The sequence below is a fragment of the Gordonia sp. 11cp genome (genome assembly GCF_057767225.1).
On the sequence record NZ_CM173437.1, the window covers coordinates 3416428 to 3438009 of the forward strand.

Annotated in this window: 20 protein-coding genes; 6 read left to right on the forward strand and 14 right to left on the reverse strand. The window is 68.3% G+C overall.

Going from position 1 to position 21582, the window contains the following annotated elements; genetic code table 11:
* Position 1 precedes the first annotated feature (1 nt).
* From AC3B6C_RS15285 to AC3B6C_RS15295, 3 genes are read right to left on the reverse strand one after another with little or no spacing between them, the layout of a single operon-like run.
* On the reverse strand, positions 2 to 709 hold the full coding sequence (locus AC3B6C_RS15285) for a methionine ABC transporter permease (RefSeq protein ID WP_488373351.1): 708 nt from the start codon (positions 707 to 709) through the stop codon (positions 2 to 4).
* Complete coding sequence (locus tag AC3B6C_RS15290; protein WP_488373352.1) at positions 706 to 1788, reverse strand: methionine ABC transporter ATP-binding protein; 1083 nt, start codon at positions 1786 to 1788, stop codon at positions 706 to 708. The genes AC3B6C_RS15285 and AC3B6C_RS15290 overlap by 4 nt, the downstream gene beginning before the upstream one ends.
* Positions 1785 to 3347 carry an LLM class flavin-dependent oxidoreductase gene (locus AC3B6C_RS15295; RefSeq protein WP_488373353.1) on the reverse strand — a complete coding sequence of 521 codons (1563 nt, stop codon included), beginning with the start codon at positions 3345 to 3347 and terminating at the stop codon, positions 1785 to 1787. The genes AC3B6C_RS15290 and AC3B6C_RS15295 overlap by 4 nt, the downstream gene beginning before the upstream one ends.
* 69 nt (positions 3348 to 3416) lie before the next feature.
* Between AC3B6C_RS15295 and AC3B6C_RS15300 the strand changes: the two genes are divergently transcribed.
* Positions 3417 to 3920, forward strand: coding sequence for a mycothiol transferase (locus AC3B6C_RS15300; protein ID WP_014926057.1), 504 nt, complete (start codon positions 3417 to 3419; stop codon positions 3918 to 3920).
* A 321-nt stretch (positions 3921 to 4241) separates the two neighbouring features.
* Here AC3B6C_RS15300 and AC3B6C_RS15305 read toward each other — a convergent pair whose 3' ends face one another.
* Positions 4242 to 4655 (reverse strand): hypothetical protein, encoded by a 414-nt coding sequence (locus tag AC3B6C_RS15305; RefSeq protein ID WP_010841759.1) that lies wholly within the window; start codon positions 4653 to 4655, stop codon positions 4242 to 4244.
* A 128-nt stretch (positions 4656 to 4783) separates the two neighbouring features.
* On the opposite strand from AC3B6C_RS15305, the gene AC3B6C_RS15310 reads away from it, so the two are divergent.
* From AC3B6C_RS15310 to AC3B6C_RS15320, 3 genes are all read left to right on the forward strand, one after another.
* Positions 4784 to 5713: an LLM class F420-dependent oxidoreductase gene (locus tag AC3B6C_RS15310; RefSeq protein ID WP_488373354.1), complete on the forward strand. Its 930-nt coding sequence runs from the start codon at positions 4784 to 4786 to the stop codon at positions 5711 to 5713.
* Positions 5714 to 5854: 141 nt separating this feature from the next.
* Positions 5855 to 6244, forward strand: a complete 390-nt coding sequence (locus AC3B6C_RS15315; RefSeq protein ID WP_010841761.1) for a hypothetical protein — start codon at positions 5855 to 5857, stop codon at positions 6242 to 6244.
* Between the two features lie 21 nt (positions 6245 to 6265).
* Positions 6266 to 7102, forward strand: a complete 837-nt coding sequence (locus tag AC3B6C_RS15320; RefSeq protein WP_488373355.1) for an alpha/beta hydrolase — start codon at positions 6266 to 6268, stop codon at positions 7100 to 7102.
* A 15-nt stretch (positions 7103 to 7117) separates the two neighbouring features.
* On the opposite strand, the gene AC3B6C_RS15325 is transcribed toward AC3B6C_RS15320, so the two are convergent.
* From AC3B6C_RS15325 to AC3B6C_RS15345, 5 genes are all read right to left on the reverse strand, one after another.
* Positions 7118 to 7567, reverse strand: a complete 450-nt coding sequence (locus AC3B6C_RS15325) for a hypothetical protein (protein ID WP_010841763.1) — start codon at positions 7565 to 7567, stop codon at positions 7118 to 7120.
* Positions 7568 to 7678: 111 nt separating this feature from the next.
* Positions 7679 to 9148, reverse strand: coding sequence for an alpha/beta hydrolase (locus AC3B6C_RS15330; RefSeq protein WP_488373357.1), 1470 nt, complete (start codon positions 9146 to 9148; stop codon positions 7679 to 7681).
* A gap of 75 nt (positions 9149 to 9223) precedes the next feature.
* Positions 9224 to 10036, reverse strand: a complete 813-nt coding sequence (locus AC3B6C_RS15335; protein ID WP_488373358.1) for an alpha/beta fold hydrolase — start codon at positions 10034 to 10036, stop codon at positions 9224 to 9226.
* Between the two features lie 51 nt (positions 10037 to 10087).
* Positions 10088 to 11023 (reverse strand): alpha/beta hydrolase, encoded by a 936-nt coding sequence (locus AC3B6C_RS15340; protein WP_488373359.1) that lies wholly within the window; start codon positions 11021 to 11023, stop codon positions 10088 to 10090.
* A 308-nt stretch (positions 11024 to 11331) separates the two neighbouring features.
* Positions 11332 to 12756, reverse strand: a complete 1425-nt coding sequence (locus AC3B6C_RS15345; protein ID WP_488373360.1) for an aldehyde dehydrogenase family protein — start codon at positions 12754 to 12756, stop codon at positions 11332 to 11334.
* Positions 12757 to 12939: 183 nt separating this feature from the next.
* Between AC3B6C_RS15345 and AC3B6C_RS15350 the strand changes: the two genes are divergently transcribed.
* Positions 12940 to 13260 carry a putative quinol monooxygenase gene (locus AC3B6C_RS15350; RefSeq protein WP_010841768.1) on the forward strand — a complete coding sequence of 107 codons (321 nt, stop codon included), beginning with the start codon at positions 12940 to 12942 and terminating at the stop codon, positions 13258 to 13260.
* A gap of 6 nt (positions 13261 to 13266) precedes the next feature.
* Here the strand turns inward: AC3B6C_RS15350 and AC3B6C_RS15355 are convergent, their stop codons facing one another.
* The 4 genes from AC3B6C_RS15355 to AC3B6C_RS15370 all read right to left on the reverse strand — a co-directional run bounded on the left by AC3B6C_RS15355 (position 13267) and on the right by AC3B6C_RS15370 (position 18698).
* Positions 13267 to 15633 carry an MMPL family transporter gene (locus AC3B6C_RS15355; protein WP_488373361.1) on the reverse strand — a complete coding sequence of 789 codons (2367 nt, stop codon included), beginning with the start codon at positions 15631 to 15633 and terminating at the stop codon, positions 13267 to 13269.
* Position 15634: 1 nt separating this feature from the next.
* Positions 15635 to 16294: a TetR/AcrR family transcriptional regulator gene (locus AC3B6C_RS15360; protein ID WP_488373363.1), complete on the reverse strand. Its 660-nt coding sequence runs from the start codon at positions 16292 to 16294 to the stop codon at positions 15635 to 15637.
* Positions 16295 to 16642: 348 nt separating this feature from the next.
* Complete coding sequence (locus tag AC3B6C_RS15365) at positions 16643 to 17506, reverse strand: alpha/beta fold hydrolase (protein WP_488373364.1); 864 nt, start codon at positions 17504 to 17506, stop codon at positions 16643 to 16645.
* Positions 17507 to 17684: 178 nt separating this feature from the next.
* Positions 17685 to 18698, reverse strand: coding sequence for a LacI family DNA-binding transcriptional regulator (locus tag AC3B6C_RS15370; protein ID WP_010841773.1), 1014 nt, complete (start codon positions 18696 to 18698; stop codon positions 17685 to 17687).
* Between the two features lie 119 nt (positions 18699 to 18817).
* Here AC3B6C_RS15370 and AC3B6C_RS15375 point away from each other — a divergent pair, with 119 nt between their 5' ends.
* A complete protein-coding gene (locus AC3B6C_RS15375) occupies positions 18818 to 20290 on the forward strand; it encodes an MFS transporter (protein ID WP_488373365.1) in 1473 nt (490 codons plus the stop codon).
* Positions 20291 to 20345: 55 nt separating this feature from the next.
* On the opposite strand, the gene AC3B6C_RS15380 is transcribed toward AC3B6C_RS15375, so the two are convergent.
* The gene (locus tag AC3B6C_RS15380; RefSeq protein ID WP_488376275.1) at positions 20346 to 21581 is read right to left on the reverse strand and encodes an alpha-hydroxy acid oxidase; all 1236 of its coding nucleotides are present in this window, start codon (positions 21579 to 21581) and stop codon (positions 20346 to 20348) included.
* Between the last annotated feature and the right edge of the window lies 1 nt (position 21582).

The following is a 21582-nucleotide window of genomic DNA, read 5'->3' on the forward strand; positions in this document are numbered from 1 at the left end:
GTCAGTGATTGACCCGGTGGGATGTGACCGGGTTGAGGCTGCGGGCGAGCGCGTCGCCCGCGACCTGAATGATCGCCACCGTCACGATGAGCACGATGATGGTGGCGACCATGACCCCCTGGTCGAATCGCTGGTATCCGTAGGTGACCGCGACGTAGCCGAGTCCGCCCGCGCCGATCGTGCCGGCGATGGTGGAGTACTCGATCATCGCGATCGTGTTGATCGTCAGACCGCCCACGATGCTCGGCAGTGCCTCGGGAACCTGTGCCTTCCAGATGACCTGCGCATTGGAACCGCCGGAGGCGCGTGCGACGTCGATGGTCGACGCCGGGACCGACCGGAGCGAATTCTCGACAATGCGTGTGAAGAAGGCGATTCCGGCGATCGACATCGGGACCACCGCCGCGGCGATACCGATGTTGGTGCCGGTGATGAGGCGGGTGAACGGGATGATCGCCGTCATCAGCACCAGGAAGGGCAACGAACGCCCGATGCTGATGACCCACGACAGGGGAGTGTGCAGCGACCGCCTCGCGAAAAGCCCACCGGGAGCGAGATTGTGGATGAGCGCGCCCAGCGGCACGCCCACCACCAGGACGACGACCATCACGATGCTCACCATCAGGACCGTGTCGATCGCCGCCGGGATGAGCAGGTCGGGGATCTCGTCGAGCGGCACCGTGATGTTCGCCGAGTATGTGGTGCTCACGCGGCCACCTCCGCGCCCTTGGTGCCGGAGGCGCCCTCTGTCTTGGTGCCGGAGGCGCCCGGTGTCTCGTCGCCGGCGCCGCCCTGGACGGTGGCCTCGGTGAGAAGCCTTGCAGCCAGGCCCAACTCGCCCGCGGCGCCGATGAACGCCGCCGCGTGCCCGGTCGGCACCGACACGGTGAGGTCGCCGAAGACGGTCCCGTCGATGGTCTGGACGTTGGCGCCGAGAACCGAGATCGAGAGGTCGAGTCGCTTGCCCAGGCGCGTCAGCCAGTCCGCGGGAACCGTCGAGGAGTTGTAGACAACCGAGACCGGGGTCTCGGCCGACGCCGGCTCGGCGCTCGGGCCACGCGGTCGCAATGCGCGCCCCAGAACGGAATCCGGGTCCAAGACGAGTTGCTCCAGCCGGCCGTGTTCGACGATGCGGCCCCGATCGAGTCGGCCGGCAGTGTCGGCGACGCGCACGACCGTGTCCATCTCATGGGTGATGAACACCACCGCGAGGCCCAGTTCGTCCCGCACGTCGGTGAGGAGTCGCAGAAACGTGTCCGTGGCCGCGGGATCCAGACCCGACGTCGCCTCGTCGGACAGGAGGACCGACGGTTTGAGCGCCAGCGCCCGCGCGATGCCGACGCGCTGTCGCTGACCGCCGGACAGCTGATGCGGGTACCGGTCGGCCTTGTCGGCGAGGCCGACCAGGTCGAGCAGCTCACCGACCCTCGACGCGGTCGACCGCTTTGTCGCACCGAGATATTCGAGAGGCAGTGCGACATTCTGCGCCGCCGTGCGGCGGGACAGCAGACTCGCCGACTGGAACACTGTTCCGATCCGGCGCCGGGCATCGCGCAGACCCGAGGTGCCCAGCGCGGTGAGATCCTCACCGTTCACGACGACCCTTCCCGACGTCGGGCGTTCCAGCAGGTTCAGACACCGGGCCAGGGTGCTCTTGCCCGCCCCCGACGGGCCGACGACAGCGAAGATCTCACCGGCATCGACGGTGAAGTCGACCTCGTCGAGAACCGTCGTCGGATCGGGCGAACCGACCCCGAACACCTTGGTCAGCCCCACTACCTCGATCACCGGAGTTTCCCCTCTGCCGCGCCGATCAGTTCCGCTCCGCTCCCGGCGCCGGCGCCGGTGCCGGTGACGGTGACATTCGGTCCGCTCGCTCCGCTCCCGGCGCCGGTGACATTCGGCCCGCTCGCTCCGCTCCCGGCGCCGGTGACCCGAATCGAATCGTCGATGGTCGAGTTGACCCCGCCGACCCGGTAGGTCGACCCGCGATGGTTCTCGGGCAATTGATCTCCGCGCCCGAAGAGCTTGTGGCGCAGGGTTCCCGGGACATAGGACCGGTCGTAGAGCCCGCGTCGCTCGAGGGCTGGTACCACGTGGGTGATGATGTCCTCGAACGATCCGGGTGTGACCGCGTAGGCGACGTTGAAGCCGTCGACGTCGGTCTCGGTCACCCAGTCCTGCAGGGCTTCGGCCACCTCGTCCCCGGAGCCGATCAGGACGGGCCCCATCCCGCCGATGCCGCCCCACGCCGCGATGTCGCGCACGCGCCATTCCTCGCCGGTGTCGCTGGCCTGCTGGAACGCGGCCACCGCCGACTGGATGGCATTGCTGTGCACGTTGCCGATCGGTTCGTCGATCTCGTAGCCGGCCAGGTCGATGCCCATCCAGCCCGACATGAAGACCAGTGCGCCCTCTGCGCTGGCGTAGGACTGGTACTCCGCGGCCTTGGCGCGGGCGGCCTCCGGTGTCGAATCGGTGATGATCGTCAGCAGCGTGTAGATCTTCGCGTCGTACGGGTCGCGCCCGGCGAGGACCAGTTCGTCGCGCACCTTGCTCACGACGTCGCGCAGAATGGCCTTCGTCGGTGCGGCGACGAAGATCGCCTCCGCGTTCTCCGCGGCGAAACGGCGACCGCGCGGCGAGGCGCCGGCCTGGTAGATGACCGGCGAACCCTGTGGCGAGGGCTCCGCGAGATGGATTCCCGGCACGGTGAAATGCGTGCCGCGATGACCGATGTGGTGGACCCGGGCCGGGTCGGCGAAGATGCCCGCCTCACGATCCCGGAGCACCGCATCGCGCTCCCACGAACCCTCCCACAGCTTGTACAGCACGGTCAGGTACTCGTCGGCCTGGTTGTAGCGCTCGTCGTGCTCGAGCTGGTCGTCGGCGCCCATGTTGCGGGCCGCGGCAGGGAGATAACCCGTGACGACGTTCCAGCCGATCCGGCCGCGGGTGAGGTGATCCAGCGTCGAGAGACGGCGGGCGAACGGGTAGGGATGCTCGAAACCGGTGCCGGTGGTGACCCCGAAGCCGAGGTGCTCAGTGGCGTGCGCCATCGCCGAGACCAGCAGCAGCGGGTCGTTCACGGGGATCTGCGCACCTTGGCGGATCGCGGCTTCGTCGTTGCCGGCGTACACGTCGTAGGTGCCGAGGACATCGGCGATGAACAGGCCGTCGAATCCGCCGGTCTCCAGCAGTCGGGCGAGGTCAACCCAGTAGTCGATGGTGTTGTAGTTCCACGACCGGTCGTCGGGGTGACGCCACAGTCCGGGCGACTGGTGCGCAACGCAATTCATGTCGAAGGCGTTGAAACGGATCTTGCGGGGGGTGTTCGGTTCTGACACCGGAGGAATGATGCTGCCGGATCGAGGGAGTAGCCATCGTTGTGCCCACGGCGAACCTAAACTTGCTCCATGCGATCTTCAGAGGTCTTGCTCGACGGTCTCGGACGAGTTGCCGAGAACGTTCACGCCGTTCTCGACGGGGCCACGTCTGAGCTGTTGAACACCGCACCGGCACCCGGTGCCAATACGATCGCCTGGCTCGTGTGGCATCTGACCCGCGTGCAGGACTCCCACGTCGCCGACGTGGCCGGGTCCGACGAGGTCTGGACGACCGGTGGATGGGCCGACCGCTTCGGTCTCCCGTTCTCCCCGGCGGAGATCGGGTACGGGCAATCCGCCGACGAGGCGGCACGGGTGATCGTCGACGACGCAGGCCTGCTCCGTGACTACTACGACGCAACCCACGCGGTGAGCGTCGACTACATCGACGCGCTGACCGATTCAGATCTCGATCGCATCGTCGACCGGAACTGGGACCCGCCGGTCACGCTGGGCGTACGACTCCTCAGCGTGATCGACGACGACACCCAGCACATCGGTCAGGCCGCATACGTGCGCGGGCTGCTGTCCTGACGCGCGGATCGCTGAGATGCGGGCGAATCCCTTCCGTTCCCTGAGGTGCGAGCGAAGCGAGCCTCGAAGGGGCCTCGCCAGACCCTTCGAGGCTCGTCGCTCACGCTCCTCGCACCTCAGGGAGTAGGGCGGCTGCGCTGACGCTCCTCGCACCTCAGGGGGCAGGGCGCTTGCGCTGACGCTCCTCGCACCTCAGGGAGCAGGGCGGCTGCGCTCACGCTCCTCGCGCCTCAGGGGGCAGGGCGGCTGCGCTGACGCTCCTCGCACCTCAGGGAGCAGGGCGGCTGCGCTGAAACTCCCTGTGGCGGAAGGGGAGCGGCGTCAGGACAGGCAGCCCTTGAAGGTCTGGAAGTCGCCCGCGAATGCCGGTCCCTTGCAGGTCGGCCCGTTCTTGCCGTCGACGACGACTTCACCGCCGGGCCCAGCGATACCGATGGCGAGTCCGGGGCGTATGCCGTCCATGGTGACCGTCGCTCCGGGGCCGAGGGCGATCGCCGCGGGTCCGGCGAAGTTGTCGGCGGTGGAGGAGGCGATGCCGCCGTTGTCGGTGATGGCCAGTGCGAGTCCGGACGGGCCGGATTCCGCGCTGCAGGAGTCCGCCGACGCGGACTGTCCGGGCAGCGCCGGACAGATGGTGGGTGCTGCGCTCGCGGACGGTGCGGCTGCGAGCGATACCGCGGTCGCACCTGCGGCTGCGACGACGAATCCAAGTGCTGTGCGAGTGACCGTCTTCATGATGGAACTCCTTTGTCGAGGAACGGTGTCGTGCGTGGAGCGATTCGGAATGGCCGTCGGGCCGGATGGGGTCCGATCGCACGCCGCCTCGCCATCGGAGGTGTGCCCACCCGGCGTAGGTTGAAAACGTGCAGCTGAGAATCTTCACCGAGCCCCAGCAGGGTGCGACCTACGACGACCTGCTCACCGTCGCCAAGGCGACCGAGGAACTGGGTTACGACGCATTCTTCCGTTCCGACCATTTCACCGGCATGGGCGGCGACGGCCTACCCGGACCCACCGACGCGTGGATCACATTGGCCGGCCTGGCCCGTGAGACCTCACGGATTCGGCTGGGGACCCTCGTGTCGTCGGCCACTTTCCGCCTGCCCGGACCGTTGTCGATCGCGGTCGCCCAGGTCGACCAGATGAGCGGTGGCCGTGTCGAATTGGGGATCGGGACGGGTTGGCACGAGCGCGAGCACGAGGCGTACGGGATTCCGTTCCCGCCGTTGAAGGAGCGGTTCGACCGCCTCGAGGAGAACCTCGAGATCATCACCGGCCTCTGGCAGACCCCGCTGGGTGACGAGTTCGACTACGCGGGCAAGCACTTTCACCTCTCGAGGTCACCGGCCCTGCCCAAACCCGTACAGAGTCCGCGCCCGCCGATCATCATCGGAGGCAGCGGCAAGAAGCGGACACCCGCGCTGGCGGCGCGTTTCGCCGACGAGTTCAATGTCGTGTTCCAACCCCTCGACGTCGCCGGTGATCTCATCGGACGCGTCCGCACGGCGTGCCTCGACGCCGGCCGCGACCCCGCGTCCGTCACCTACTCCGCGGCGCTCGTATTGTGCTGCGGCCGCGACGAAGCCGAGTTCCGGCGCCGGGCCGAGGCCATCGGCCGGGAGCCGGAGGAGCTGCGCGAGAACGGGGCTGCGGGAACGCCGGACGAGGTGGCCGCGAAGATCGCGACCTATGGTGAGCTGGGCGTCACACGCATGTATCTGCAGACCCTGGATCTGTCGGACCTCGACCACCTCGAGCTGGTCGCCTCGGAGGTGGCCCCGCAGCTCGCGTGAGGGTCTGTCGGTCACGAGAGCTTGTCAGGTCACGACCGCCGCCCCGCTGCTCCTGTGGTGCGAGGAGCGATGGCGACGAGCCTCGAAGGTGTTCGCCCGACCCGGCACCCGGCGCGGCCCGGATGGGCCATAATCCACCCCATGGCCGACAGGGGCGAGCACGCATCACCGAGACCGCCGGAACGTCAGCGCATCAAGAAGCTGGCGCAGGCCGCACTCAATGCCGATGTGACCGTCGAACAACTCGAGGGCATCCTCGCCGACATGGGCGAGACCCTCGACGGACTCGGACCGACGCTGGACGGACTGAACTCGACCATCGCGAAACTCGACTCGACGCTCGTGCGCCTCTCGGGGACCCTGGACCAGGTCGACGCCACCGTCGACCGCATGTCCGACATCGTCGGCCGGCTCGAGCGCGTCGTCGGACGGGTCGAGGCGCTCGTCGGTATCGGCGAAACCGCCCTCAAGCCGCTGGGCGCCCTGGAGTCGGCGGGCAAGTCCGTGGTCGCCCGGCTCGGCTGGCGCTGAACATCGAAACGAGATCAGGGAATGACATCGGAAGAACACAGTTTTCGCGGTCGGCACGGGCACACCATCGTCTATGACATCCATCGGCCCCAGGAGAGTCCGCGCGGCGTCGTCGTCGTGGTGCACGGTCTCGCCGAGCACGGTCGGCGATATCTGCATGTGGCCGAGCGGCTCGTCGACGAGGGTTACCTGGTGGCCATCCCGGACCATGTCGGTCACGGACGGTCGGGTGGCAAGCGCCTTCGGCTACGCCGGTTCGCCGACTTCACCGACGACCTCGACACCGTCCTCGCCCACGTCGCCGACGGAAGCGTCCCGACGTTTCTGATCGGGCACAGCATGGGCGGGTGCATCGCCCTCGATTACGCGCTCGATCACCAGGACAAGCTCGACGGTCTGATCCTGTCGGGCGCGGCCGTTCTGCCCGGCGACGACCTGCCCGACCTGGCCGTGCGATTCGCGCCGTTGATCGGACGGATCGCACCGGGGTTGCCCACCACGGAGCTGAGCTCGTCGAGCATCTCCCGGGACCCGGCCGTCGTCGCCGCCTACGACGCCGATCCGCTCGTGACGCGCGGCAAGATCCCGGCCGGACTCGGTGGCGCGATGATCGGCACCATGCGGTCGTTTCCCGAGCGCCTGCCGTCGTTGCAGTTGCCCATCCTGGTGATGCACGGCAGCGAGGACGCACTCACCGATCCGCGCGGTAGCGAACTCGTCGAGCGACTCGCCGGGTCGGCGGACAAGACGCTCGTCATCTACGACGACCTGTTCCACGAGATCTTCAACGAGCCCGAGCAGCAGGTGGTGCTCGACGCGGTCACGACGTGGTTGCGCGGCCACACCGCGGACCGGTGAGCCGCGGAGCGCTCCTCACGCGACTCGCACCAGCACACCGGCCACCAGGACCAGTACGCCGCCGATCTCGCCGACGATGAGCGCGAGCATGAACAGGTAGGTGCCGCGCGTCGGATCGACGAACTGATTCGTGGTGTCCCGCAGGGCTCCGTGGACGCAGTACGCGGCGATCGCGCCGACGAAGAAGACGATCGGGACCGCGGCCGCGATCACGTTGACGGCCGTCGGAAAGGCGCTGAGCTCGACCAGTGCCGCGAGCACGAGGGTGGCGAACGAGTACATCAGTGCCGCCCGATGCGCGATGTCGACGTACACGTGCGCCGTCCGCTCCGGCGAGGTGCGGATGCCGTGGTATTTCCACACACCCAGCGCGAGCGCCCAGACGAGGATCGCTCCGGAGGCCAGGACCACGACGGTCGTGTCGACGCCGACGAGATCGGCGAGATCGTGGTCGGCGGCGGTCATGGCTGAACGCTAGCAGCAGATCGGGCCGTCGAGGACCGACCGCTCACCTGTCCCGTACCCGCTCACCCGATTTCGGTGAGCGGGTAGGGAAACGGCGAGCGTGGAGTGGGTTCAGCGAGACGGAACCGGGGTGGTGCTCGAGCTGCTGGGGGTCGACGCGCCCGGACCCCTGGGGGCGAGCCGCGGTGCATTCGGCGCGCTGGTCTCGGTGCTGGACTCCGGGGCGGTCGCGTCCACCGACTCCGACCCCGAGACCGCGGACGGAGCGAGTCCGGCCGACGAGGACGACTCGGTCGACGAGGACTCGGCGGCGGAGGACGCGGACTCCGAAGCGGATTCGGATGCGGAGGAGTCCGTGGCGGACAGACCGAAGAGGTCGAGGGCCGGCGATTCCTCGGCTGCCTTCTTCGCCGCGAGGGTCACCTTCGCGGGTGCCTCGGGATCGGGTTCGCCCGAAGCGGAGACGACCGTCGTCTTCGCGGTCACCGGCGGGTTGTTGCGCAGCGTGGTGAGCACGTGGTCCTTACCGTCGCCGAGGGCGCGTCCCCAGTTCTCCCAGGTGTGGCCGCCGTAGTTCGGCAACGAGATCACCGATACGCCGGCCTGCTTCGCCTGCAGCTGCATGAGCACGGTCGACACCGCGGACAGGATCTCGAGTGCCATCGCGCTGAGCTGGTCCTGCGGCGACAGCTTGGCCATCTCCGACGGGGACAGGAATCCGTTGCCCGAGGAGATGATGAGGACCTGGCCGTTGTCGGCCAACTGGGTGAGGTTCTTCGACGGGTCGTTGTCGGTCCAGCGGGTACTTCCCGGCGCGCCCCACATGTTCACGACGCCGTTGACGTAGTTCGAGACCATTGTCTGAGTGGCCATGACGCCGAGGGCGCCGACCGGGTTGTCGGTCTGGTAGTAACCCGACATCGCCTGGACCACCTTGAACTGTTCCGGGTGGCGCTCGGCAAGGGTCACCGCCGGTCCGCCGGACATCGACAGTCCGATGATCGCGTTGTTGTTGCGTGCCACGCCGAACTCGCGCTCGAGGTAACCCGGCAGCTCCGAGGTCAGGAACGTCTCCTGCTTGATGATCGTGTTCTTGTCACCGGCGCCGCCGTCCCAGTCGGTGTAGAACGACGACGCACCGCCCACCGGCATCACCAGGGTGGTGTCGGCCTTGGCGTCGTAGACCTTGGCGGCCTGGACGTCGGTGGTCCATGCCGAGCGGGTCTCGCTGGCCCGCATGCCGTCGAGCAGGTAGACGCCGCTGTCGCTGCCGCTCGAGGCGCGGATCTGGACGATCACCTCGCGCTTCTGCGACTCCGACCACACCTTGCAGTTCTGGACGTAGTTGCCCGACTTGTCCCAGGTACACCCCGGTCGCAGGACCTCGGGATGCCCGCGCAAGGCGCTTGCGGTGTTCGACGAGTTGAGCAGCGTGCTCGCTCCGAACAGGCCGAGGGTGAGGATCACGACCACCGAGATACCGGTGAGGACTCGGCGTAGAGGTGAGAATCTGCGCGGCGACTCGGGCGTCTGGCCCGCGGGGGTGGAGGGGACGGGCGGTTCGCTGTGCGAGTGCGACATGGAGCTCCTGACATACGCGGCCGTCCGATCACACGGTGCCGATGTCAGGGATGTCGTTCGGAGAGGGGACCGGTGTTACCGGCCCGACGGATTTTCTCGGGCAATTTTCCGGACGACCTCGGCGGTGTCGCCCGGACGTTCCCACCAGAACATGTGCCCGACGCCGGCCCACCGGGTCAGGGTCGCCTGCGGGATGAGATCGGCCAGACGCTCGCCCTCGTCGACGGCGATCACCTCGTCGACGTCCCCGTGGATGACCGCGGTCGGCATGGTGAGTGATCCGATCCGGGCGCGGGTGTCGTGTCCTGCGCATGCGCCCGCCTGCCACGCGACGACGGCCGACGGCACGCGGCGCTGCGTCGACATCGACACGAAACGGTCGAACGCCCCGGTGTGGGCGGTGTACCCGGGCGACAGATTGACCTCGAACGCGGTGCGGGCGACGCGCGCGGCGTCGCGGGAGGAGATCGCCTCGACGAGGCGGATCGCGCCGGGCGCGCCGATGGCCCCGGGGCCGCCCGCGGTGGTGCACCCGAGGACGAGACTGCGCACGCGGTCCGGGGCGGCGAGGGCGAGTTCCTGCGCGATCATGCCGCCCATGGAGGTACCGAGGACGTGGGCGCCGTCCCAGTCGAGTCCGTCGAGGATTCCGCGGGCGTCGTCGGCCAGGTCGGCGATGGTGAACGGCCCCTCGGCGCGACTGCTCGCCCCGATGCCCCGGTGGTCGTAGACGGCAACCGAGAAGTGCGACGTCAACTCGTCGAGGAGCTCGTCGGTCCACATCCCGCGGTGTGCGGACATGCCGCCGATGAGCAGGAGCGGTTCGCCCTCGCCGAACACCTCGGCGTCGAGGACGGGGCCGGTGTCGGACGCGACGGGGATCTGCATGCGCCGATCGTAGCCACGCGGACAAGGGGATATGTATGTACCGGGATTCCCTCACAGGGCCGGCGCGATGGCCTTCCACATGTTGGGGAGTTCCTTCTCCCAGTAGTACCAATGGTGGGTTCCGACGTCCTGCAAGGCGTCGGTGAAGGGCAGGCCCGCGCGCCGCAACTGCCCGGCGAACCGGCGCGAACAGTCGCTGGTCGCGATCTCGAAGGCCGATGACGCGGCAAGCACCACCTGGTACAGGCCTTCTTCGGGCGTCACGTCGCGCTTGATGTCGGCGGGTCCGAGCCGGCCCGCGCCGGAGTACAGGTAGAGGGCCTTCCCGCGGAGGCTGTCCAGACGGAGCGCGGGATCGTGGTCACGCCAGCCCCGGGAGCCGGCCGTTCCCCACAGATTGTCCGCGTTCGCCCCGCCGCGGGCGAGTGTCGCCCGGACGTAGGTCTCGCCCTGCGGGGAGGACACCGGTGGACAGCCACTGATCGAGGCCACCGCGCGGTACAGCGCCGGGGTGCGGGAGGCGATCGTGAACGCCGCCTGTCCACCCATCGAGACGCCGGCGATACCCCGGGAACCATCGGATTCGAAGCGAGCGTCGATGAGCGGCGGAAGTTCCTTGGTCAAGAACGTCTCCCACATGGGTCGGCCCACCCGTGGGTCCCGGCGCTCCCAGTCGGCGTACTGGCTCCCGTACGCACCTGTCGGGAGCACGACGTTCACGTCCTTGTCGCCGAAGAACTCATCGACGTTGCCGGCTCCGCGCCAGCCGCTGTCGTTGCCGCGCGAACCCGCCCCGTCGAGGAGGTAGAGCGTCGGCCGCGGCCCGGTCTTGACTCGTGGCGTCAGGACGAACAGCTTGATCTTCTTGGACATCGCCGCCGAGTAGACCCAGACCGCTGCGCGGGTGGGTGACTCCTGCGCCACCGACACGATGCGCGACTCGGCGGGCGCCGCGACCGCAGGCGTGGCGGCCAGAGTCAGAACCACCGGGCACGCAACCACCAGACACGCGGCAGCCGCCGCGCGAAGAACTCGAAACACTGTCCCCCCGTTTGCGTCACGTGGACGCTCTTCCCCCCGAAAGATGTGGAATCGACCGCGGGGCATCGAGCCGCCGCGGTCGAAGTCGTTCGGCCAGCGTAAGACGTTCGCGAAGCTCTGTCCGGACTTGCGAGATATCGACGCGGCCACCGCGAGGTGCCGCGACCCCCGCGTTGGACCTCTCGACGCCGCCGCCGGGTACTCCGATCAGGAATGCCCGGCGGCGTCACCGGGTGTACGAGAGGTCTACGCCCTCAGGCGCCGAAGCCGAGCAGCGACTTCACCTCGAGGAACTCGTCGAAGGCGTAGTCGCTCCACTCGCGTCCGTTGCCGCTCTTCTTGTAGCCGCCGAACGGTGCGCTCGGGTCGAGCTGGGCGCCGTTGAGCGAGATCGAGCCTGCGCGGATCTGCGATCCGATGCGGCGGACCTCGTCGACGTCCTTGCCCGACACGTAGCCGGCGAGGCCGTACTCGGTGTCGTTGGCGACCTTGACCGCTTCGTCGATCGAGTCGTACGCGATGACCACGAGGACGGGGCCGAACACCTCGGTGCGGGCGATCTCCATGTCGTTGGTGACGTTGGTGAAGACGGTCGGCTTCACGTAGTAACCGGTTTCGAGGCCCTCGGGACGGCCGGCACCACCGACGACCGCGGTCGCACCGTCGGCGATGGCGCGCTCGATGAGGCCCTGGATCTTGTCGAACTGCGCCTCGGAGACGACCGGCCCCAGCTTCACGTCGGTGGTGGGATCGCCGACGGTGAGCTCGGCGGCGACGCCCTTGGCGATCTCGGCGACCTCGTCGACGCGACTCGCGGGGACGAGCATCCGGCTCGGAGCGTTGCAGGACTGTCCCGAGTTCATCATCATCGTCGCGATGCCGCCGGCGACGTTCTTCGCGAAGTCGTCGTCGTCGAGGATGATGTTCGGGCTCTTGCCTCCGAGTTCCTGGGCCACGCGCTTGACGGTCGGCGCGGCGGTCTTGGCGACCTCGATACCGGCACGGGTGGAACCGGTGAACGAGATCATGTCGATGCCCTCGTGGCTCGCCAGAGCGGCGCCCACGCCGGGACCGTCACCGTTGACGAGATTGAACACGCCCGCGGGCACGCCCGCGGCGTCGAAGATCTCGGCGACGATCGCCGCGCTGAACGGCGCGACCTCCGACGGCTTGAGGACCATGGTGCAGCCCGTGGCCAGGGCCGGGGCGACCTTGCACATGACCTGGTTGAGCGGCCAGTTCCACGGGGTGATGAAACCGCAGACGCCGATCGGCTCCTTGGCGATGCGCGAGCTGCCGCGATCCTCGACGAACTTGTACTCCGGGAGCTGGGCGGCGGCGGTCATCAGGTGGCCGAGACCGATGGGTACCTGTGCGGCGTTGGTGAGGCCGACAGGCGAGCCCATCTCTTCGGTGACCGCGGCGGCGAGGTCGCCCATGCGGTTCTGGTATTCGGCGATGATCCGGTTGAGGACCTCGAGGCGCTCGGAGACGGTGGTCTGGCCCCAGGTGACGAACGCGCGGCGAGCGGCATCGACCGCTGCGTCGACGTCCGCGGCACTGCCGATGGCGACCTGACCTGCCGACTTCTCGGTGGCCGGGTTGATGACGTCGATGAGGTTGAGCTCTGCGGGCTCGACCCACTGGCCGTCGATGTAGAACTTGGTGATGTCCGGCATGGTGCCTCCGTTGCAGCCTGAAGTGAGGACAATTGTTGTCTGTTTCACACTCTAGGCGCTGTCGCGACCGGGGTCTCGTGAATCCCGGCCTCCGGTCGTGACACTTCGTGCCCGATTCTGGGACAGCCGTCCCAGTCGCAATGTGCGACGGTCGGCCCGCCGGTGTGGAGCTAGGGTCGAGACATGATCCTCATCGTCGTGAAGTTCCCGATCAAACCCGAATACGCCGACGAGTGGCCCGAGTTGTCACGCGAATTCACCGAGGCGACGCGCGCCGAGCCCGGCAACAAGTGGTTCGACTGGTCGCGGTCGATCGAGGATCCGAACACCTATGTGCTGGTGGAGGCCTTCGACGACGACGCCGCGGAGGCGCACGTCACGGCTCCGCACTTCAAGCAGGCCCAGCAGGAACTCCCCAAGTACCTCCAGCGCACACCCGACGTCATCAACACGACGATCGACGGTGACAGCTGGTCGGAGCTCGGGGAGTTCCGGGTCGACTGACCCGGCTCAGCGGCCGGCGCGGACCCCGGATGCCGCGTCGGCTTCTCCCGCAGCATTCGCCGGGCGGGCGGCATCGTCGCCGAGCCCCAGCTTCTCGCCCTCGATGTCGACGTCGGGGAGAATCCGGTCGAGCCAGCGCGGCAGCCACCAGGCCTTGTCGCCCAGGACGGTGAGCACCGCCGGCATCAGCGTCATCCGGACCACGAAGGCGTCGAAGAACACCGCGGCCGCCAGTGCGAAGCCCATGACCATGATGAAGGCCATGTCCTGCAGCATGAACGCGGCGAACACCGAGATCATGATCGCCGCCGCGGCCGCCACCACACGGGCACTGTGCCGGTATCCCTCGACGACCGCGGTCTTGGCGTCGGCCCCGTGTACATAGGCCTCCCGCATTCGCGTCACCAGGAACACCTGGTAATCCATCGCGAGCCCGAACACGATGCCCACCAACATGATCGGCAGGAACGACACCAGCGGTTGCGGGTTGTCGACGATGCCCAGCGCGCCGTCGGTGAACAGCGCCACCGTCACGCCGAAGGTCGCGGCGACGCTCAGCAGGAAGCCGAGGGCCGCGGTCAGCGGCACCAGGATCGAGCGGAACACGATGATCAGCAGGATGAACGCGAGACCCACCACGACCAGGAGGTAGGGGATCAGCGAACTCGACAGGCGGTCGGAGATGTCGAGTTCGATCGCGGTCTGGCCGGTCACGCCGTAGGAGATGCCCATCGTGCTCTGCACCTGGGGCTCCATCTCGCGCAGGGTCTCCACCAGTGCGGGAGTCGCCTCGTCGGCCGGGGCGGTCGACGGGATGATCGTGATCTTGGCGGTGTCGCGGGCCTCGTTGAGTCCACCGGCGCCGATCTGGGCGACCTCGACGTTGTCGACACGACCGAGGTCGTCGACGAGGGTGTCGAAGGCGCGCAGGCGTTCGCCGGTGTCCTCGATGGCTCGACCGTCCGCGACGACGACGAGCGGTCCGTTGAAGCCGGGGCCGTAGCCGTCGGCGACCATGTCGTAGGCCTTGCGCTGGGTCTCCGACGGTTCGGCGGTCCCGTCGTTGGGCAGTGCGAGCTTGAGGCCGGCCATCGGGATCGCGAGGACCACGAGGAGTCCGACGATCGCGACGGTCACGGTGCGCGGACGCGCCACGATGCGCTGGACCCAGCGCTGGCCGTTGTGGACGCGGTCGGTGTCGTGCGGCCCGACGTCGGGAGCGTTGAGACGCGGCACGCGTCCGGCGAACGCCTTGCCGCCGAAGAGTCCGAGGATCGCCGGCAGGAGCGTGAGAGCGACCAGCACGGCCGCGACCACCGTGCCCGCCGCGGCGATACCCATGGCGGTGAGGAACGGGATGTTCACGATCGCCAGCGCGGCCAGTGCGATGACGACGGTGCTGCCGGCGAAGACGACGGCCGAACCGGCGGTGCCGACGGCCCGGCCGGCCGCATCGGCCCGGTTCGCCGAGCGATGGATCTCGTGGCGGTAGCGGGAGACGATGAACAGCGCGTAGTCGATGCCGACCGCGAGGCCGATCATCGTCGCGAGGATCGGGGTCTCGTTGCTGAGATCGAAGAAGTGGGTGCCCATCTGAACGCCGAGCATCCCGATCGCCACTCCGACGATCGCGGTGATGATCGGCATGCCCCATGCGACGAGGGAGGCGAACGTGAGGATGAGGATCAGCGCGCCCACGCCGATACCGATCAGTTCGGAGGTGATCCCGAGCTCGAATTGCTGTGTGGCGGAACCCTTCATCTCGACAGTCAGTCCCGCGGCCCGCGCGTCGTCGGCGATCGCGTCCATCTGCTCGCGCATCGTCTCGGTCACATCCGACGACGCCTCGACGTCGAAGGAGGCGCCGAGTTGCGCGACGGTGCCCGCCGCGTTGATCGGCGAGGTGGCCTGCGCATCGGCGGCCGCCTCCTCGGCGTTCTTGCCGAAGGTCTTCTCCTGGAAGGCGGCCGACAGTTCACGGAGTTGACCCGGTAGCTGCTCGGTGCCGTAGGAGACGAACGGATTGGTGATCGAGTCCGGGCTCTTCACGTCCTCGACGGACCTGAGGCCGGCGACCATCGAGTCGATCGCCGCCTGGTACCGGGGTTCGGTGAGCGTCGAACCGTCCGGTGCGCGAACGACATACGTGACGCCGATGTCGGAACCGAACGTGGCCTCGCCGGGGAAGCGCTCGACCATCAGGTCCTGCGCTCGCTCCGAGGGGATGCCGGGGATGGAGAACGATTCCGACGTCGGCTTGGCCAGCAGGCTCGCGCCGATGCCCAGCCCGATGAGGACCAGCACCCAGATCGCGATCGTCTTGAGGCGGTTCTCGAACGCCCATCGCCCTAGTCGGTACAGGTGTGTTGCCACGTCAGTGCTCCTCGGGGAATGGGTCGGCGAGATCGTTCATGGGTCGGATGGGTTGCGACAGCCCGGCGGCCAGCTGGTCGAAGGCGCACTCCAGGACGGTGGCCAGTTCCGTGTTGGTCTTTGGGGCGTCGTTGTGCCGGGTCACCCAGAATTCGAGGGCGACACGGATGGTGGTGATCGCGTTGTGCAGGACGAGTCGTGGATAGAGCGTGTGTGCCGGCTGTCCGCGCCGTGTGTAGAGCTCGGTGAGCCGGGCCTCGACGGTGTCGCCCAGTTCCATGTCGCGGGACCTGGCCGTCAGTCCGGGGTCCGTGTCGAGAAGACGAAGGAGCGCGACGATCTCATCCGGTTCGCCGACGTCAGGTGAGGCGGCGGCCTCGGTGAGGGCCGTGCGGACCGAACAGAAGAACGTCTCCTCGCTCGGCCGGGCTTCGATCCGCTCGACGATCGTGTCGACGAGGGAGGACACGAAGTACAGCAGCGCGTCCTCTTTGCCGCTGAAGTAATTGTGGAAGGTGCGTACGGAGACATTCGCCTCGGCCGCGACGGCGTCGATCGTCACATGGTCGATGCCGGCGCGGGTGGACAGCCGCAGCACGGCGCGGGCGAGCGCCGAGCGGGTCGCGGCCTTTTTCGCCTCGCGGAGTCCGGGGGAGTGCACGACGTCCACCGTACGGAACTTGCAGAAGTCTGCAATGTTGCAGATGAGTGCAAAATCGGGAGAGTGCTCACACCTCGTCCAGCGGGTGGCGGGTGTCACGCCCGACGCGTCGACCCCGGTGCTCCTCAGGGCGCACCGGGGTCGATGAGGTCAGACGGAGCACCGGCGGCTCCGCGTCGGGTGGTCGGACGGTCAGCGAACGTTGTAGCCGGCATCCACCGGCAGGGTCACGCCTGTCGGCCGATGGGCGCCTACGTGACCGAGCTCTTCCGGTCCCGGCATGTGTTCAGTGGGCTGGGGCTCGGCCGAGAGGCCGGAAACGCGCTCGGCGCCGCGATGCCGCCGTCCTCAGCTCCCGAGGTCGTGGTCGAGAAACTCGATGAGTCCTTCGCTCAGGACATCGTTGTCGTCGCCGCTGACCATGTGTCCGGCGCCGCCGACATCGATCTGACGTGCCGTCGGGATCAGCCGGAGCAGTTCGCGCGCGTTCTCCGGACTTACGACATCCGATTGCGTACCGCGGATCAGCAGCGTGGGCACGGTGATCGCCCGCGCTGCTGTCCGCGCCTGCTCCGCGCGGATCCCGGCCAGCTCGGGGCTGTTGGACCGGTCGGCCATCATCCGCGGGTCCCAATGCCAGTACCACCGCCCGTCGCGCCACCGCAGGTTCTTACGCAGCCCGTCCGGTCGCGGGGGCCGGCGGCGGTGCGGGTTGTAGGCGGTCACCGCGGCGGCGGCGTCGTCCAGCGAGTCGAAGCCCGCCAGACCGTCCCGCATGAAGGTCGAGATCTTCTCCAGGCCCGCCGGCTCCGCGCTCGGCGTGATGTCGACCAGGACGAGGGCTCGTGCGAGTGTCGGATCGGCTCCCTGCGCGATCAGCGAGGCCATGCCGCCCATCGAGGCGCCGATGAGGACCGGCCGGGTGTCCAGCGCCGCCACGACCGCGGCCAGGTCCCGGGCATGCGCGGCGATCGAATAGTCGCCGTCGGCGGCCCAGTCGCTGTCTCCGTGACCTCGGGCGTCGATAGTCATCGCGATCCAGCCGTGCTCGGCGAGGCGTTTGCCGGTCCGCTGCCACGAATGTCGCGTCTGACCTCCCCCGTGCAGGAGGAGCGCGGTTCCCGCCTCGGGCGTGGCCGTCGGATCCCAGCGATCCGCCGCCAGAGTGACGCCGTCCCCGCGGAGGCGGATGGCGCTGGTGGTGTCGGACATGGGTGATCCCTCCGTCGATGGTGCGCACTGCAAACTATAAATATAAGTTTTTCTGATGGGCTGGGTGAGAGGGGTGTGAGGTTGGACGATCCAGGTGGCTCCGCGGCGTCTACTCGGTGGGCGGTCATGGCCCTGTGTTCGTCTCGTCCGTCACGGCCCGGTGCCCCGACCGTGGCGATCACCCCAGCGTCGACGCCCGAGCGACGAGTTCCGGCTGGAACACCAGGTTCGACGGGACATGGCGCTCCGCGGGATCGTTCGCCGCGCTGATCAGCAGGTCGACCGCGGTGACGCCGATACGGGAGGTCGGCTGCCGGATCGACGACAACGGGACGACGGTCGACCTGGCGAAGTCGATGTCGTCGTAACCGATGATCGCGATGTCCTCCGGAACCCGGATGTCCCTGCCCAGCATCGTGAACGCCTGCAGGACACCGATCGCGAGGAGGTCGTTGGCGCAGAACACCGCATCCGGCCGCTCGCGGGGGGTCCTGGCCAGCAGGGCCGTGCCCGCCTCGCGCCCGGCGAGCACGCTCAGATTCGGTGTGTGAACCACCTCGAGTGCGGCACCGTCGACGTCGTCGACCGCGTCCTGCCCGCCGCGCAGGCGGTCGGCGACCTGCCGCAGTCCGGGTGGCCCGCCGACGAAGACGATCCGGCGACGCCCGGTCTCGCACAGGTGCGAGACCGCGAGCCGTCCGCCCGCGATGTCGTCCACGGCGACGGAGTCGAAGGGGGACCCGCCGGCGTCCCGGTCGACGAGGATCACCGGGGTGCCGTGGCGACGCAGCGAGTCGAACCGGCGCAGATCGTCGCCGATCGGGGAGACGAGCAGGCCGAAGACCCGCTGCTCGTCGAACGTGTCGAGGTAGGCCTGTTCGCGCGACTCGTCGTCGTCGGACGTCCCCAGCAACACCGTGAGGTCGTGGTCGCCGGCCCGCTGTTCGGCGGCGCGGGCGATATCGGTGAAGAACGGGTTGCCCACGTCGAGCACCACCATGCCGACGCATCGCGAACGCCCCGCCCGGAGCTGGCGCGCGGCGTCGTTCCGCACGAAGCCCAACTGGTCGATGGCCGCCTGCACCCGCGCGACGGTCGAGGGGGAGACCTTCCCGGGCGAGTTGAGCACGTTCGAGACCGTTCCGACCGACACCGAGGCCGCTGCCGCGACGTCTCGCATGCTCACACCCATGTGTTCATCTCACCAGACGCCGCACCGCCACACGCGGTACGCAGAGTCGGGAGGGTCGCCCATCTCGGGGGCTGATTGACTACGAACAGCGCGGTATCTCCTGTATGAAAGGCGGCTCGATGTCGACTCCGGCCAGCCCGTTCTCCGCGGACTACCAGCCAGACCCACGACGGTGGAAGGCACTCGCGGTCTGCCTGGTCGTGGGATTCATGACGCTTCTCGACGTCTCGATCGTCAATGTCGCGCTGCCCTCCATCGAATCCGGTCTCGGAGCCGACTCCGCCGATCTCTCGTGGGTGGTCTCCGGGTACGCCCTGGCCTTCGGCCTCGTCCTGGTGCCTGCGGGCCGGGTCGGTGATGCCCGGGGCCGCAAGGTGACCTTCCTCGTGGGGTTGACCCTGTTCGTGCTCTCCTCCGCGGCGTGCGGCATCGCCCAGGGGCCGACGCAACTCGTCGTGTCCCGCCTGATCCAGGGTGTCGCTGGCGGCATTCTGGCACCGCAGGTCTCCGGACTGATCCAGCTGCTGTTCCGCGGCGCGGAGCGGGGCCGGGCGTTCGGCATGTTCGCCGCGACCATCGGCATCTCGACCGCCGTGGGACCGCTGCTGGGCGGCGTCCTCATCCAGCTGGGCGGGTCCGTCGACGGCTGGCGCTGGATCTTCTTCGTCAACGTGCCGATCGGCATCGCCGCCTTCGTCGGCGCCGTCCGTCTCATACCGGCCCGGCCCGACGAACTCAAACAGCCGTTGCGGGGGAGTTTCGATCCGGTCGGAGTGCTGCTGCTGGGTACCGGCGTGTTCGCGCTGATGCTGCCGATGGTCCAGGAACAGGAGTGGCCCGGCGGGCAGAAGTGGCTGCTGCTGATCGTCGCCGCGGTGTTGCTGGCTGCCTTCGTGTTGTGGGAACGGCGCCAGGGGCGCGTCGGACATCAGCAACTCGTCGACCTCTCGCTCTTCTCGATGCGGTCGTACTCGCTCGGGTGCATCATCGCCATGGTCTACTTCGCGGGTTTCACCACCGTCTTCTTCATCTACACGCTGTTCGTCCAGCAGGGGCTGGGTTACTCGGCCCTGCAGGCCGGACTGGCGGTGACGCCCTTCGCGCTCGGGTCGGCGGTGTCGGCGAGCGTCGGCGGGAACATCGTCACGCGGGTCGGCCGGAAGCTGGTCCTGCTGGGACTGGGACTGGTCGTCCTGGGGATGATCGCGACGATCATCGCCGTCCAGCTCGTGCCCGGTCACGACGTCGGTTACGCGGCCGCACTGCCACTGCTGGTCGCCGGCGTCGGGTCCGGGCTCGTGATCTCGCCCAACCTGACACTGAGCCTCGATCAGGTGCCGGTCACCAAGGCCGGTATCGCCGGGGGCGTCCTGCAGACCGGGCAGCGCATCGGCGCCGCCGCGGGCATCGCGCTCGTCGGTGCGGTGTTCTTCGCCCAGGTCGCGAACAGCGGTGGTGACTGGGCGCGGGCGTTCCAGATCGGCCTGGCGACCGCAGCAGTCCTCGTGCTCATCGCGCTGGCGGTCGGTCTGGCGGACCACTTCGCGCACCGCCGGGACGCATCCGCGGACGTCGGCGCCCGATCCGTCTGACCGGCTGGTGTGGGGCCCGATCCGCCGGACCGGGCCCCACGCGACGACCCGGGCGTCAGGAACGTACCCGGGGCACCAGCCGCTCCAGTTGGGTCACGTGCGCAGGCGTCAGTTCGTCCACCGAGGCGACGCCGAGAAGACGCATCGTGCGGGCGATCTGCTCGCCGAGGATCTCGATCATCCGGTCGACCCCGGCCTCGCCACCGGCCATCAGGCCGTACAGGTAGGCGCGCCCGACGAGGGTGAACCGGGCGCCGAGCGCGACCGACGCGACGATGTCGGCACCGCTCATGATGCCGGTGTCCAGCATGACCTCGGTGTCCGCGCCGACCTCGCGGGCCACCTCGGGGAGGAGATGGAACGGTATCGGCGCGCGATCGAGCTGGCGCCCACCGTGATTCGACAACACGATGCCGTCGGCGCCGAGTCCGGTCACCGCCTTGGCATCGTCGACGGTCTGGATGCCCTTGACCACGAGCTTGCCCGGCCACTGCGACTTGATCCACGCCAGATCGTCGAACGTCACCGTGGGGTCGAACATGGTGTCCAGGAGTTCGGCCACCGTGCCCGACCAGCGGTCGAGTGAGGCGAACGCCAAGGGTTCGGTGGTCAGGAAGTCGATCCACCACTGCGGCCGGGGGATGGCGTTGAGGACGGTCTTGGCGGTCAGCGCCGGTGGGATGGACATGCCGTTGCGCTTGTCGCGGAGGCGGGCACCGGCGACCGGGACGTCGACGGTCACCAGGAGTGTGTCGTATCCGGCCTTTGCGGCCCGGTCGACCAGCGCCATCGAGCGCTCCCGGTCCTTCCACATGTACAGCTGGAACCAGTTGCGCCCGTGCGGGTTCGCGTCCCGGACGTCTTCGATCGACGCCGTGCCCATCGTCGACAGCGAGAAGGGGATCCCGGCGCGTGCGGCGGCGCGTGCACCGGCGTACTCGCCCTCGGTCTGCATCATCCGGGTGAACCCGGTCGGGGCGATGCCGAACGGCAGTTCTGAACGGCCGCCGAGGATTGTGCACGAGGTGTCGACCTTCGCGACGTCGCGAAGGATCGCCGGGTGGAACTCGATGTCGGAGAACGCCTGTCGCGCACGTTCGATCGACAGCTCGGCCTCGGCCGAACCGTCGGTGTAGTCGAACGCGGCCTTGGGGGTGCGACGCTTGGCGATCGCCCGCAGGTCCTCGATCGTGAGCGCGGAATCGAGACGTCGCTTCTTGGCGTCGAACTGCGGCTTCTTGAACTGCATCAGCGGTGCGAGGTCGCGCGGCTTGGGAACTCGACGCTTCATG